This window comes from Mycobacterium sp. MFM001, assembly GCF_003402475.1.
Classification (GTDB): domain Bacteria; phylum Actinomycetota; class Actinomycetes; order Mycobacteriales; family Mycobacteriaceae; genus Mycobacterium.
Genome location: NZ_BFAB01000002.1, coordinates 213,094 through 226,355, shown reverse-complemented (window position 1 = coordinate 226,355; position 13,262 = coordinate 213,094). Strand labels below are relative to the sequence as shown.

Annotated in this window: 12 protein-coding genes and 1 riboswitch; of the genes, 7 read left to right on the top strand and 5 right to left on the bottom strand. The window is 66.3% G+C overall.

Translation table 11 applies throughout. The features are described 5' to 3' along the window. The first annotated feature begins 93 nt into the window (after positions 1-93). The 3 genes from prpD to MFM001_RS04480 are packed head-to-tail and all read left to right on the top strand — an operon-like array spanning position 94 to position 3,604. Entirely contained in the window at positions 94-1,599 is a 1,506-nt protein-coding gene (prpD, locus tag MFM001_RS04490; RefSeq protein WP_116374004.1) for a 2-methylcitrate dehydratase PrpD, read from the top strand. Further along, positions 1,596-2,498 carry a methylisocitrate lyase gene (gene prpB / locus MFM001_RS04485; protein WP_116374002.1) on the top strand — a complete coding sequence of 301 codons (903 nt, stop codon included), beginning with the start codon at positions 1,596-1,598 and terminating at the stop codon, positions 2,496-2,498. Before prpD ends, prpB begins: the two co-directional genes overlap by 4 nt. Further along, positions 2,495-3,604: a bifunctional 2-methylcitrate synthase/citrate synthase gene (locus tag MFM001_RS04480; RefSeq protein WP_116374000.1), complete on the top strand. Its 1,110-nt coding sequence runs from the start codon at positions 2,495-2,497 to the stop codon at positions 3,602-3,604. Before prpB ends, MFM001_RS04480 begins: the two co-directional genes overlap by 4 nt. On the opposite strand, the gene MFM001_RS04475 is transcribed toward MFM001_RS04480, so the two are convergent. Further along, a complete protein-coding gene (locus tag MFM001_RS04475; protein ID WP_116373998.1) occupies positions 3,588-4,175 on the bottom strand; it encodes a TetR/AcrR family transcriptional regulator in 588 nt (195 codons plus the stop codon). The two genes, MFM001_RS04480 and MFM001_RS04475, sit on opposite strands and share 17 nt — an antisense overlap. Before the next feature lie 54 nt (positions 4,176-4,229). Here MFM001_RS04475 and MFM001_RS04470 point away from each other — a divergent pair, with 54 nt between their 5' ends. Further along, the gene (locus MFM001_RS04470) at positions 4,230-5,390 is read left to right on the top strand and encodes an acyl-CoA dehydrogenase family protein (RefSeq protein ID WP_116374372.1); all 1,161 of its coding nucleotides are present in this window, start codon (positions 4,230-4,232) and stop codon (positions 5,388-5,390) included. Positions 5,391-5,400: 10 nt separating this feature from the next. Here MFM001_RS04470 and MFM001_RS04465 read toward each other — a convergent pair whose 3' ends face one another. Both MFM001_RS04465 and MFM001_RS04460 read right to left on the bottom strand, forming a co-directional pair. Then, complete coding sequence (locus MFM001_RS04465; protein WP_371685195.1) at positions 5,401-5,727, bottom strand: thiol-disulfide oxidoreductase DCC family protein; 327 nt, start codon at positions 5,725-5,727, stop codon at positions 5,401-5,403. Positions 5,728-5,755: 28 nt separating this feature from the next. Continuing rightward, entirely contained in the window at positions 5,756-6,166 is a 411-nt protein-coding gene (locus tag MFM001_RS04460) for a hypothetical protein (RefSeq protein WP_116373994.1), read from the bottom strand. A 78-nt stretch (positions 6,167-6,244) separates the two neighbouring features. On the opposite strand from MFM001_RS04460, the gene MFM001_RS04455 reads away from it, so the two are divergent. Continuing rightward, on the top strand, positions 6,245-7,987 hold the full coding sequence (locus MFM001_RS04455) for a DUF3556 domain-containing protein (protein WP_116373992.1): 1,743 nt from the start codon (positions 6,245-6,247) through the stop codon (positions 7,985-7,987). On the opposite strand, the gene metE is transcribed toward MFM001_RS04455, so the two are convergent. Both metE and MFM001_RS04445 read right to left on the bottom strand, forming a co-directional pair. Next, on the bottom strand, positions 7,984-10,272 hold the full coding sequence (metE, locus tag MFM001_RS04450; RefSeq protein ID WP_116373989.1) for a 5-methyltetrahydropteroyltriglutamate--homocysteine S-methyltransferase: 2,289 nt from the start codon (positions 10,270-10,272) through the stop codon (positions 7,984-7,986). The two genes, MFM001_RS04455 and metE, sit on opposite strands and share 4 nt — an antisense overlap. Positions 10,273-10,363: 91 nt before the next feature. Further along, a riboswitch (cobalamin riboswitch) is annotated at positions 10,364-10,574 on the bottom strand. A gap of 14 nt (positions 10,575-10,588) precedes the next feature. Then, on the bottom strand, positions 10,589-11,239 hold the full coding sequence (locus MFM001_RS04445) for an SDR family oxidoreductase (RefSeq protein WP_116373987.1): 651 nt from the start codon (positions 11,237-11,239) through the stop codon (positions 10,589-10,591). Positions 11,240-11,321: 82 nt separating this feature from the next. Here MFM001_RS04445 and MFM001_RS04440 point away from each other — a divergent pair, with 82 nt between their 5' ends. Then, complete coding sequence (locus MFM001_RS04440) at positions 11,322-12,470, top strand: thiolase family protein (protein WP_116373985.1); 1,149 nt, start codon at positions 11,322-11,324, stop codon at positions 12,468-12,470. Next, positions 12,467-13,255, top strand: coding sequence for a crotonase/enoyl-CoA hydratase family protein (locus tag MFM001_RS04435; protein WP_116373983.1), 789 nt, complete (start codon positions 12,467-12,469; stop codon positions 13,253-13,255). The genes MFM001_RS04440 and MFM001_RS04435 overlap by 4 nt, the downstream gene beginning before the upstream one ends. The last annotated feature ends 7 nt before the right edge of the window (positions 13,256-13,262 follow it).

The following is a 13,262-nucleotide window of genomic DNA, read 5'->3' as shown; positions in this document are numbered from 1 at the left end:
TTCACAACATTCGCAATCATCGCGGGCAGAGGACGCAAAATTACACATATCCAGGGGGTTTCTATCGTCGTCGGCTTTGCATAGTGTGCAAATATGATCATGCACCCGGTCCGGACCCGGCGCAGCGCCGACGACTTTCCGTTCACCGAGCACCTCGCCTACAAGATCGCCGAGGTGGCCGCGGACCCGGTCGCCGTCGAGCCCCAGACCGAGGCGATGGTGCTGAACCGGATCATCGACGACGCCGCGGTCAGCGCCGCGGCGGTGCTGCGACAACCAGTCACCGTGGCCCGCCACCAAGCGCTGGCGCACCGGTCCCGTCCCGGCGCGACGGTGTTCGGCGTCGACGGCAGCTACTCGGCGGAGTGGGCGGCGTGGGCCAACGGCGTCGCGGTGCGCGAACTCGATTTCCACGACACGTTTCTGGCCGCCGAGTACTCCCATCCCGGTGACAACATCCCGCCGTTGGTGGCCGTCGCCCAGCAGCTCGGGATCCGCGGCGCCGACCTGATCCGCGGCATCGCGACCGCCTACGAGATCCAGATCGACTTGGCCCGCGGAATCTGCCTGCACGAGCACAAGATCGACCACGTCGCTCATCTCGGCCCGTCGGTAGCCGCCGGGCTGGGCACCATGCTGCGGCTGGACACCGAGACCATCTATCAGGCGATCGGGCAGGCGCTGCACCTGACCACCGCCACCCGCCAGTCCCGCAAGGGCTCGATCTCGAGCTGGAAGGCGTTTGCGCCCGCACACGCCGGCAAGGTGGCCATCGAGGCCGTCGACCGGGCGATGCGCGGCGAGCGATCACCGGCGCCGATCTACGAGGGCGAGGACGGCGTCATCGCCTGGCTGCTGTCGGGCCCCGAGCACACCTACCGGGTGCCGCTGCCCGCGCCCGGCGAACCCAAGCGCGCGATCCTCGACAGCTTCACCAAGGAGCATTCGGCCGAATACCAAAGCCAGGCACCGATTGACCTGGCCCGCCGGTTGCGCCAACGCATCGGCGACCTCGACCAGGTGGCGTCGATCGTGCTGCACACCAGCCACCACACCCATGTGGTGATCGGCACCGGTTCCGGCGATCCGCAGAAGTTCGACCCCGATGCGTCGCGGGAAACTTTGGACCACTCGCTGCCGTACATCTTCGCGGTCGCGCTGCAGGACGGCAGCTGGCACCACGAACGCTCCTACGCGCCGGAGCGGGCGCACCGACCCGACACGATTGCGTTGTGGCACAAGATCTCCACGGTCGAGGATCCGGAGTGGACCCGCCGCTACCACTCGACCGACCCGGCCGAGAAGGCGTTCGGCGCCCGCGCGGAGGTGACGCTGAAGAGCGGCGAGGTGATCAGCGACGAACTCGCGGTCGCCGACGCCCATCCGCTGGGGGCGCGGCCGTTCGGGCGCGAGCAGTACATCGCCAAATTCACCGAACTCGCCGACGGCGTGGTCAAACCCGCTGAACAGCAACGGTTCCTGGCCGCGGTCGACGGTCTCGCCGACATGAAGCCCGGCACGCTGGCCGCGCTGAACGTGCTGGTCGACCCGCAGGTGCTGGACAAGGCGCCGACCGTCTCGTCGGGCATCTTCCAATGAGCGGGCTGCTGGCGGCGGCGTCCAGTGCCGCCGATAAGCGGGCGGCTTTCCGGGCTGCATTGAATTCAGATCGGCTGCAACGGTTTCCGGGCGCCTTCTCGCCATTGGTGGCCAAACTCATCGCGGACATCGGCTTCGAGGGCGTGTACGTGTCCGGCGCGGCGTTGTCGGCCGACCTGGGTCTGCCCGACATTGGGTTGACGACGCTCTCCGAGGTCGCTTCTCGCGGCGCGCAGATCGCCGCGGCCACCGACCTGCCCACGCTGATCGACGCCGACACCGGATTCGGCGAACCGCTCAACGCCGCGCGGACGATTACGACTTTGGAAGACGCCGGACTGGCCGGCTGCCACCTCGAGGACCAGGTCAACCCCAAGCGCTGCGGCCACTTGGACGGCAAGGCCGTCGTCCCGACGACCGAGATGGTCAAGCGGATCCGCGCAGCCGTTGCGGCGCGGCGCGATCCCAACTTCATCGTCTGCGCCCGCACCGACGCCGCTGCCGTCGAGGGAGTCTCAGCCGCGATCGACCGGGCCTGCGCCTACGCCGACGCCGGCGCCGACCTGATCTTCACCGAGGCACTCACGGAAGCGGCGGACTTCGAGCGGTTCCGCGCGGCAGTGGAGGTGCCACTGCTGGCCAACATGACTGAGTTCGGCAAGTCACCGCTGCTGAGCACGCAGGATTTGGCCGACATCGGCTACAACGTCGTCATCTACCCGGTCACCACGCTGCGCCTGGCGATGTTCGCCATCGAAGCGGGGCTGCATGAAATCGCTGCCGCCGGAACGCAATCGGGACTGCTCGAGAAGATGCAGCACCGCAGCCGGCTCTACGAGCTGGTTCGCTACGCCGACTACACCCAGTTCGACAACGACATCGCGGGAGGTAACCGATGATTCACAAGGGTCTGGCCGGTGTCGTCGTCGACACCACGGCCATCTCCAAAGTGGTGCCGGAGACCAACTCGCTGACTTACCGCGGCTACCCGGTCCAGGATTTGGCCGCGCGCTGCTGTTTCGAGCAGGTGGCCTATCTGCTATGGCACGGCGAACTGCCCACCGACGCCGAGCTGGCGCTGTTTTGCCAACGCGAACGCGCCAGCCGCCGGCTGGACCGCTCGATGCTGTCGCTGTTGGCCAAGCTGCCCGACAACTGCCACCCGATGGACGTCGTTCGCACCACGATCAGCTACCTGGGCGCCGAGGACCCCGACGAGGACGACAGCGCAGAATCGGCCAACTACGCCAAGGCATTACGGATGTTCGCGGTATTGCCGACAATCGTGGCCGCCGACATGCGCCGCCGACGCTGCCTGGCGCCAATCGCCCCGCACAGCCATCTCGGGTATGCGGAGAACTTTCTGCAGATGTGCTTCGGCGAAGTGCCGGAGCCGGTCGTCGTCTCCGCATTCGAGCAGTCGATGATCCTCTACGCCGAGCACGGCTTCAACGCCTCCACCTTTGCGGCGCGGGTGGTCACCTCGACCCAGTCCGACATCTACAGCGCGGTCACCGCGGCGATCGGAGCACTCAAAGGCCGGCTGCACGGCGGCGCCAACGAAGCCGTCATGCATGACATGCTAGAGATCGGCTATGCCGACAACGCGGCGAAATGGTTGCACGGCAAGCTTTCCCGCAAGGAAAAAGTCATGGGCTTCGGTCACCGTGTTTACAAGAACGGCGATTCGCGGGTGCCGACGATGAAGCAGGCACTGACACGGGTGGCGGACGTCCGTGACGGGCAGCGCTGGCTGGACATCTACAACGTGTTGGAAACCGAGATGTTCGCCGCCACCGGGATCAAACCCAATCTCGACTTCCCGACCGGTCCGGCCTACTACCTGATGGGCTTCGATATTCCCATGTTCACACCGTTGTTCGTGATGAGCCGGATCACCGGGTGGACTGCGCATATCATCGAGCAGGCCGGGTCCAATGCGCTGATCCGGCCGCTGTCCGAGTACTCGGGCCGGCCGCAGCGGGCGGTCAGCCTTCGACAGTGATGCGCAGTCGGGGCTTGCGGTCGTCGCCGGGTTGGGCGACGCGGTCCCACACCGTGTCGACTAGCGGCTGCAACAACAACTCGCCCATCTGCCGCAACAGCACGTCGAGAATCTGGGTGGACTCAGGTCGTTGGGTGGACGCCAGCCCGGAACCGCGCAGTGCCACGACTTCGCGGCGGGTCAGGTCGACGAGGACGTCGAGCAGGTGCATCCGGTCGTCGGCGGCCTCGAGGATCGCCCGGCGCACGTAATTCACCACCGGAGGGTTGGCGCGCAGCATCCGGGCAACGGCGTCGTCGCGTGCGGCAGCGACCTGTCGCGCGCTGCCCTTGGCGGGAACCTCGGCCAGTGCGTGAGCGAAATAATCCACCACCAACTGGTCCACCGCGTCTCTCAGCCCGGCTTTGGTCTTGAAGTGGTGTTGCACCAGACCCAGGGTGACCCCGGCCGCAGAAGCGATGTCGCGTAACGACACTCGATCCTCACCATATAGCGCGTAGAGGTCTAGGGCAGCGTTGCGAATCCGCGCCTTGGCGGTCAAGTCCTCGTCGGTAGCCCGCGGGTTCAGCATCTGTCCTCGCCTGTACAGGTGATTATTTTACGATACAAGTGTATCGTGGCCCGCGTGTCGCAGTTGTTCCCCGATTACCGTCCGAGCTGGGAGACCGACCAGCACCGCGAGCTGCGTAAGCATGCCGCGGAGTTCTTCCGCAAGGAAGCCACCCCGAACCAGGAACGCTGGGTCGCCCAGCACGCGGTGGACCGCGAGTTCTGGAACAAGGCCGGCGCCGCCGGTCTGTTAGGTCTGGACCTACCCGAGGAATTCGGCGGGATGGGCGGCGACTTTGCCATGCAGGCGGTGGTGCAGGAAGAACTCGTGTACGCCCACGACCAGTGCTTCGGGTTCTCGGTTCACTCGCCGATCGTCGCGCATTACCTCTACACCTACGGCAACGACGAGCAACGAAAGCGTTGGCTGCCCAAGGTCATCAGCGGTGAAGCGGTGCTGGCGATCGCGATGACGGAGCCGGGAACCGGGTCGGATCTGCAGTCGGTACGCACCACCGCCGTTCGCGAGGGCGACACCTACGTCATCAACGGATCGAAGACGTTTATTTCCAATGGAACTCACTGTGACCTGCTGGTGATCGTGGCCAAGACCGATCCGTCCAAAGGGGCAGCCGGGGTGTCGCTGATCGTCGCGGAGACCAACGACCTCGCCGGGTTCGAACGAGGACGGGTCCTGCAGAAAATCGGTCAGCACGGGCAAGACACCCGCGAACTGTTCTTCTCCGACATGCGGGTACCGGTGGCTAACCTCCTCGGAGCGCAAGAAGGGTTGGGCTTCTACCAGCTGATGGAACAGCTCGCCCGTGAACGGCTCATCATCGCCACCCTGTGCGCGGCGCTGGCAGAAGCGGCGGTGCTCGAGGCGATCAAGTACTCGAAAGAGCGAGAGGCGTTCGGCCGGCCGATCGGCAACTTCCAGAACACCAAATTCGTGTTGGCCGAATGCAAGACCGAGGCACTGGCGATCAAGACACTGGTCGACTATGCGATCGGGCAGTACGTCGACGGTAACAACGACCCCATGACAGCGTCGATGGCCAAGTTGTTCGCCGCCGAGAAGTGCGATCAGGTGGTCGACAAGTGTCTACAGATCTTCGGCGGCTACGGGTACATGGCCGAATACCCGATCGCGAACATGTACACCGGATCCCGGGTGAACCGAATCTACGGTGGCACAAGCGAAATCATGAAGGAGATCATCAGCCGCTCGCTGTGAGCGACAAGCGTCAGCACGCAGCCGGATGCGACTCGCAATACGGCGTCGTGCCGCGGAACCGGTAGCGATGCCCGGCCACCCAGCGGTAGATGGCCTCCTCGATGAACCGGATACCGGGGACGCGGTAGAGCACCAACGGCAGCTTGCTGCCGATCGCGGCCGACACCGCCGCGTTCATGGCCTCTGCACCGGAGTAGACGGCTCCCGACGAATCCAGCCAGCGACCCGAATCCAGCAGCTGGGCTGGGGCGATCCCCAGGCGTTGGGCGACTCCCGGCCCCTGCAACGGCTCGGTCTGCAGCTCGCCGGTCCGATTGTGCCTCAGGATGAATTCCACTGAGCGCGTGCACATTCCGCAGGCGCCGTCAAAGAACAGGATTCCTGACACTGCTCACCTCCCGAAGGCCGGCCAGCGCGAAAACGACGGCGGTGCCGATTTCGGTGAGCGCGCTGAACCACGAGAACCACGTTACGTTGATGTGCGGCGGCGAGATGAAGCTGTCCTGGTAGCCCGGAAAGATTGTCGGCAGCAGGTGTGCGTAGGTGAACCCCACTGCGCTGCCGAAGCCCACGACGACCGCCGCCAACGGCGCACGGGCATGCCGCCGCAGCACCATCGCGACAGCCAACACGACGAACGCCATTTGCACCATGCCGATGACCATGATGAACGGTGGGGAGGCCGACATCCCGCGGCGTAGATGGTCCAGACCGTGGACTGCGAACCCGATCGCGAACGCGACTGCTGCCCAGCGCAGGTTGTCTAGGGGGCGCATAAGCCCTGTCTACTACCCAACGTAGTAGTAGTCAATAGCCGTTCCCATGGGTCTAGAACACGTTCTAATCTGTCGGCCATGGGATTCCTCAAGCCCGAGCTGCCGCAGATCGACATGGCCGAATGGAGCAAAGGCACCCGCGCCGAGAAGATCCGCCCGATGGCCAAACACTGGGCCGAGGTCGGCTTCGGCACGCCGGTCGCGCTGCACCTGTTCTACGTGGCCAAAATCCTGCTGTACGTCCTGGGCGGTTGGCTGTTCGCACTGGCCACCAAGGGCATCGACGGGTTCACGGCCGTCAGCTCCTGGTGGTCCGAGCCGATCGTCTTCGAGAAGGTCGTGCTCTACACGATGCTGTTCGAGGTCGTCGGGCTCGGGTGCGGGTTCGGGCCGCTGAACAACCGGTTCTTCCCGCCGCTGGGCTCGATCCTGTACTGGCTGCGGCCCGGCACCATCCGGCTGCCGCCGTGGCCGGATCGCGTCCCGCTCACCAAAGGCACCGCCCGCACCCCGGTGGACGTCGCGTTGTACGCGGCGCTGCTGGTGATGACGCTCTGGGCGTTGTTTTCCGACGGCACAGGGCCGGTCCCGGAGTTGGGCACCAGCGTCGGCCTGCTGCCGATGTGGCAGATCTGGGCGATCCTGGGCCTGCTGGCGGTTCTCGGCCTGCGCGACAAGGTGATCTTCCTGGCCGCCCGCGGCGAGGTGTACGCGTCGATGACCGTGACGTTCCTGTTCGGCGGCGCCGACATGATCGTCGCGTCCAAAGTCGTGTTCCTGATCATCTGGATGGGCGCGGCCACGTCGAAACTCAACAAGCACTTCCCGTTCGTCATCTCGACGATGATGTCCAACAATCCGCTCGTCCGGCCCCGGGCGCTCAAACGCCACTTCTTCGAACACTTTCCTGACGACCTGCGGCCGGGCCGGCCCTCACGGATGCTGGCGCACTTCAGCACCGCGATCGAGATGCTGGTGCCGCTCGTTTTGTTCTTCTGCCACGGCGGCTGGCCCACTGCGATCGCGGCCGCGGTGATGGTGTGCTTCCACCTGGGCATCCTGGTGGCGATCCCGATGGGCGTGCCGCTGGAGTGGAACGTCTTCATGATCTTCGGCGTGCTGTCGCTGTTCGTCGCCTACGCCGATCTCGGGCTCTCGGATGTGAAACACCCTGTGCCGGTGGCGATTTTGTTCGTGGTGGTCGCCGGCATCGTGGCGCTCGGCAACCTGTTCCCGCGCAAGATCTCGTTTCTGCCCGGGATGCGCTACTACGCCGGCAACTGGGACACTACGCTGTGGTGCGTCAAGCCGTCGGCCGACGAGAAGATTGCGCGCGGCATCGTCGCGATCGCCAGCATGCCGGCCGCTCAGCTGGAACGCTTCTATGGCAGCAAGGAGGCCGCGCAGATCCCGATCTACATGGGATATGCCTTCCGCGGCTTCAATACTCACGGCCGTGCCCTGTTCACCCTGGCGCATCGGGCGATGGCCGGTCACAACGAGGACGACTACCTCATCACCGACGGCGAACGGATCTGTTCCACCGCGATCGGCTGGAACTTCGGCGACGGCCACATGCATAACGAGCAACTGATCGCCGCGATGCAAGAGCGCTGCGGTTTCGAGCCGGGGGAGGTGCGCGTCGTGCTACTCGACGCGCAGCCCATCCACCGCCAAACCCAGCAGTACCGGTTAGTCGACGCCGCCACAGGCGAATTCGAGCGCGGCTATGTCCGGGTGGCCGACATGGTGGTCCGCCAGCCCTGGGACGACGACGTGCCCGTGCACGTGCACGAAAGCCGTGCCACCGCGTCCGACTAGCCGGCTTCCGCCCGCACCTTCTTCGCCGCGGCGACCATGTTGGTCAGCGACGCCGTCACCTCGTCGACCGTGCGGGTCTTCAGACCGCAGTCAGGGTTGACCCAAAGCCGTTCGGCCGGAACGGCATTCAGTGCGGCATGCAGCGACTTGGCGATCTCGTCGATCCTCGGCACCCGCGGTGAGTGGATGTCGTAGACACCCGGGCCCACACTGTTGGCGAACCCGACGGCATTGAGGTCGTCGAGCACCTCCATGTGTGAGCGGGCCGCCTCGATCGAGGTGACGTCCGCGTCCAGGTCGGCGATCGCGCCGATCACCTCGCCGAACTCCGAATAGCACAGATGCGTGTGGATCTGCGTCGAGTCGGCGACGCCCGACGTCGCCAACCGGAACGCTCCGACCGCCCAGCTCAGGTACTGGTCCTGGTCGGCGCGCCGCAGCGGCAACAGCTCCCGCAGCGCCGGCTCGTCGACCTGGATCACCCCGATACCCGCCGACTGCAGATCGACCGTCTCATCGCGGATCGCCAGCGCGACCTGCCGAGCGGTGTCGGCCATCGGCTGGTCGTCACGCACGAACGACCACGCCAGGATCGTCACCGGACCGGTCAGCATGCCCTTGACCGGCTTGTCGGTCAGCGACTGCGCATAGGTGATCCAGTCGACCGTCATCGGCTGCGGGCGTGCCACGTCGCCGAAGAGGATCGGCGGGCGCACACAGCGGCTGCCGTAGGACTGCACCCAGCCGTTCTGGGTCGCGAAGAACCCGTCGAGTTGCTCGGCGAAGTACTGCACCATGTCGTTGCGTTCCGGCTCGCCGTGCACCAGCACATCGAGACCCAGCCGCTCCTGCAGCGCGATGACGTCGGCGATCTCGGCCTTCATCCGCCGCACGTACTCGGCCTGGTCGATCTCGCCGGACCGCAGCGCCGCGCGGGCCTTACGGATCGCGGGGGTCTGCGGATACGAGCCGATCGTGGTGGTTGGCAGCACCGGCAGCTGCAGACGCTCCTGTTGGCTGGCCCGCCGTTCTGCCGCCGGTCCACGCTGGATTCCGGACGCGACGATCTCGTCGATGCGGGCGCGGATCTGTTTGTTGTGCAGCCGCGGATCCGAGCGCCTTGACGCCATCGCGGCATTGGAGGCCGCGATCTCGTCGGCAACCGCCTCGTGGCCGTCGCGCAGTGCCCGCGCCAAGGTGACCACCTCGTGCACCTTCTCGGCGCCGAAAGCCAGCCAGCTGCGCAGGTTGTCGTCCAGATCCGTTTCGGCGGCAAGCGAATACGGCACGTGCAGCGTCGAGCACGAGGTAGACACTGCGACCGCCGCCGCGCTTCCGCGCAGCCTCGCCAGCTTGCCCAGCGCCGCCTCGAGGTCGGTGCGCCAGACGTTGCGGCCGTTGACAATTCCCGCTACCAGGATCTTGTTGGCCAGTTCCGGCACCTCGGCCACTGCAGTGTCGGGGGCGCGGACCAGGTCCACGCCGATCGCCTCGACAGGCGTGCGTGCCAGCGCCGGCAGGGCGGCGCCGGGGTCACCGAAGTAGGTGGCGACGTGGATCGCCGGCCGCCTGCCGACCGATCCCAACGCGGTGTAGACGCGTTCCGCCAGCTGCGGTGCGTCGTCCGCAATGTCGGTGACCAGGGCCGGCTCGTCGAGCTGTACCCAGTCCGCGCCGTTGTCGGCCAGCAGCGAGAGCAACTCGGTGTAGACCGGAATCAGCTCGTCGAGCCGCTCGATCGGCGCGCCGGCGCCGTCCACAGCCTTGCTCAGCAGCAGGAAGGTGATCGGTCCGATGACCACCGGGCGAGCCGGAATGCCTTGGTCGCGAGCCTCTTTGAGCTCCGACAGCACCTTGTCCGGGTTCAGCGTGAACCGGGTGCCGGGCGCGATCTCGGGAACCAGGTAGTGGTAGTTGGTGTCGAACCACTTGGTCATCTCCAGTGGAGAGATCTCGTCGGTGCCGCGCGCCGCCGCGAAGTAGCGGTCCAGCTCGTCGGCGACGTTCTGAACCCGGGCCGGGAGAGCATCGACCAGCACCGCCGTGTCGAGCATCTGGTCGTAGTAAGAGAAGGTGTTCACCGGGACCGAGTCCAGACCGGCGGCCGCCAAGTCCGACCAGGTGTCGCGGCGCAACGTGGCGGCGACGGACTCCAATTCGGATCGGCTGGTCCGTCCGGCCCAATACCCTTCGGTCGCGCGTTTGAGTTCGCGGCGCGGGCCGATGCGCGGGGAGCCGGTGACGGTGGCGGTAAACGGTTGAGCGGTCACGTGTTCGTCCTTCATTCGACAGGGTGGTCATCGCCAAACGGACGCACGGCACTTTCAACCGTTGCGGCCGAACGCCCATTCCACGAGGCGATGAGCCGCCGGACGCGGCGCGCCCGGCACAGCCGGCAGGTCTTCGGACTCGCAGGCGCGCACCGGAGGTGCTCCTACTGGCCGTCGCTTCCCGGTCTTGCGACCAGTGCTGATGACGGCGGTCGTTCCTGCATACCGCTGCGGGACAGTCCCGGACTCTCACCGGGTTCCCTCTCGCGACGCATTCTCAACATGCCCCGCTCGATGCCGGCGTGCCGGCAGACCAGCTGCGCAGTCGAGATTACCCGGTTGCTAATGCCTCGGCGATCGGCACGTCGCCGGTGTTGAACTCGATGGTCCGGCGGATCGTCGAGTCGTCGTGCAGCGCGGCGGCCGCCACCAGCGCGACGTCTTCGCGGGGGACTTCGCGGCCGTGCGGCGCGCCACCGACCGCGATACGCCCCGTCGCCGGTTCGAGGGTGAGCCGGCCCGGCCCGAGAATCGTCCAGTCCAGATCGCTCTCGCGCAGGTGGGCATCCGCTGCGGCCTTGGCCTCGGCATACGGGAAGAACGGGTCGTCTTGGGGGACACCGTGTTCCGGCCCGGCGCCGAAGTAGGACACCATCACGAACCGGCGCACGCCGGCCTGTCCGGCCGCGTCGACAACCCGGATCGCGGCGTCGCGGTCGACGGCATAGGTGCGCGCCGGGTTGCCGCCGCCCGCGCCGGCGGAGAACACGACGGCGTCCTGCCCGGCGAGCAGGCCGGCTAGCGCTTGGGTGGCGAGCTGCTCGATATCGGCGACGACGGGCTTGGCACCCGTCGCTGTCACATCGTCGGTGTGGTCGGGATTGCGGAACACCGACGTCACCTCGTCGCCGCGCTCGGTCAGGATGTGGGCCAAGTGCAAGGCGACCTTGCCGTGGCCGCCGATGATCACGATCCGTGTCATGGCGGCGACGCTACCCCCGCGGCGAGCCGTCCAACGGGTTGGTCAACAATCGAGGCACAACTCATGTTCAAAGGAGAGCGTCATGGCTGAAGCCGTCATCGTCGAGGCAGTTCGTTCACCGATCGGGAAGCGCAACGGCGGCCTGTCCGGCGTGCACCCCGCCGACCTGTCCGCGCAGGTGCTCAACGGACTCGTGCAGAAGGCCGGCGTCGACCCTGAGATCGTCGACGACGTGATCTGGGGCTGCGTCATGCAGGCCGGTGAGCAGGCTCTCGACATCGCCCGCACCGCGCTGCTGACGGCCGGCTGGCCGGAGACCGTGCCCGGTGTCACCGTCGACCGGCAGTGCGGCTCCAGCCAGCAGTCGATCCACTTCGCGGCCGCCGGTGTGATCGCCGGTCACTACGACGTCGTCGTCGCCGGCGGTGTGGAATCGATGTCACGAACCCCGATGGGTTCCTCGCTAGCCAACGGCGGCCGGCCCTTCTCGCAAGCCTTCCTGGACCGCTACGACGGCGCGATCCCCAACCAGGGCATCGGTGCCGAGATGATCGCCGAACAGTGGGGCTTCGACCGCACCACGCTCGACGAGTTCTCGCTCGGCTCTCACGAAAAGGCCGCGGCAGCACAGGATTCCGGTGCATTCGACGACCAGATCGTGCCGATCAAAGACCAGGACGGTAACCCGGTGCTCAAGGACGAGGGCATCCGTCGGGGCACGCCGATGGAGAAGATGACGCAGTTGAAGCCTGCGTTCAAGGAGGACGGCGTGATCCACGCAGGCAACTCCAGCCAGATCTCCGACGGCTCGGCGGCGCTGCTGTTCATGTCGGCGGAGAAGGCGAAGTCGTTGAAGCTCAAGCCGATTGCCAAGGTGCACACCGCGACGCTGGCCGGCGCCAACCCGGTGATCATGCTGACCGCGCCGATCCCGGCGACCCAGAAGGCGCTCAAGAAATCTGGCCTCAGGCTGGAGGACATCGGCGTGTTCGAGGTCAACGAGGCATTCGCGCCGGTGCCACTGGCCTGGCTGAAGGACATCGGCGCCGACGAGAAGAAGCTCAACCCCAACGGCGGCGCCATCGCGCTCGGCCACCCGCTCGGCGGGTCGGGCGCACGCATCATGACCACGATGCTCTACCACATGCGCGACAAGGGAATTCGCTACGGGCTGCAGACCATGTGCGAGGGCGGCGGTCAGGCCAACGCCACCATCGTGGAGCTGGTGTGAGCCAACCCGCGGTGCTCACCGAGCGCCGCGGCAACGTCCTGGTCATCACGATCAACCGCCCGGAGGCCCGCAACTGCGTCAACGGCGCCGTCAGTACCGGCGTCGGCGACGCACTCGAGCAGGCGCAACACGACCCCGAGGTGCGGGCGGTGGTGATCACCGGCGCCGGTGACAAATCCTTTTGCGCCGGAGCCGATCTCAAGGCCATCGCGCGTCGCGAGAACCTGTATCACCCCGAGCACGGCGAGTGGGGCTTTGCCGGCTACGTACACCACTTCGTCGACAAGCCCACGATCGCCGCGGTCAACGGCACCGCGCTGGGCGGCGGAACCGAGCTGGCGCTGGCAAGCGACTTGGTAGTCGCCGAGGAACGCGCGATGTTCGGGCTACCCGAGGTGAAGGTCGGCCTGATCGCCGGCGCCGGCGGGGTGTTCCGGATCGTGCAGCAGCTGCCGCGCAAGGTGGGACTCGAAATGCTGTTCACGGGTGAGCCGATCAGCGCGGCCGATGCCCTGAAGTGGGGGCTGATCAACCAAGTGGTCCCGAACGGCACAGTGCTGGACGCCGCGCTGGCGCTGGCCGCGCGGGTTACGGTGAACGCGCCGTTGTCGATCCAGGCCAGCAAGCGGATCGCCTACGGCGCCGACGACGGAGTCATCCCTGACGAGGAGCCCGGATGGGCGCGCACCACAAGGGAATTCGCGACGCTGCTGAAATCCGAAGACGCCAAGGAGGGCCCGTTGGCGTTCGCGGAGAAGCGGCAACCTGTCTGGAAGGCCCGCTAGCGCAGCG